Origin of the sequence: Levilactobacillus suantsaii, assembly GCF_004115745.1 — a bacterium.
Classification (GTDB): domain Bacteria; phylum Bacillota; class Bacilli; order Lactobacillales; family Lactobacillaceae; genus Levilactobacillus; species Levilactobacillus suantsaii.
The window spans coordinates 1-662 of record NZ_QXIL01000062.1 but is presented as its reverse complement, the minus strand read 5'-3'; the positions used below and the strand labels follow the sequence as shown (position 1 = coordinate 662).

2 pseudogenes are annotated in these 662 nt (G+C 47.7%); one reads left to right on the top strand and one right to left on the bottom strand.

From position 1 onward, the window contains the following. Positions 1-183: pseudogene (locus DXH47_RS11545) on the top strand (TetR/AcrR family transcriptional regulator); the annotation flags it as partial. Positions 184-286: 103 nt separating this feature from the next. On the opposite strand, the pseudogene DXH47_RS11540 reads toward DXH47_RS11545, so the two are convergent. Further along, positions 287-662, bottom strand: a pseudogene (locus tag DXH47_RS11540) (nicotinate phosphoribosyltransferase); the annotation flags it as partial.

Genomic DNA, 662 nt, shown 5'->3' with positions numbered 1-662 from the left:
TTGATTGTGGATTGGCCGAATGATTTGATACTGCAAAGTTTGTTATCGCAGCTATTCGGTTACCTAGCGCGGTTAATACTGGAATTGCCGGGAACTGAAATTGAGCGCGAACAAGCGTATTTGATTACGGTGATGACCAAAATATTGACCCCGGGTGAACATGATCAAATTACTGGTCAGTGAGCTAACTGTTACTTGATATAAACTAAAGCCACTTCTGTACTTAGCGTTCATTTGAACGCTAAGTACAGAAGTGGCTTTGGTCGTTGCTACGCGTGTTCGTTTGTTAATCGGCTAGTATCGTCATTTTATTCAACAAACTAGTTTGTAACTGGCTGAGTGTGGTCGTCATGTAGACCGGGTAAAGATCTGGGTTGACGAGCCGCTGGGTTGTTCGTGGGAGCTCGGCAAGTTTAGCCTGGGTCGTTGCCTGAATGGTTGTAACCGGAATTGACGTGGTGTTGGACAAATCTACCGGCGCGAGTAAGGGCCGGGCTTCAAAATGGGTGAGTCGCTGTTGACGGTCGACACTGAGTGGGTCACTGTTGACGACGGTTAGGCTGGTCGCATCAACGATCGTCTCGGTAGCTAGTGCAATCAAATCAGCAAAGGCCCGCTGAGTTCCTGGTTCGTACAGACGATAGACTTGCTTATCACCAGGA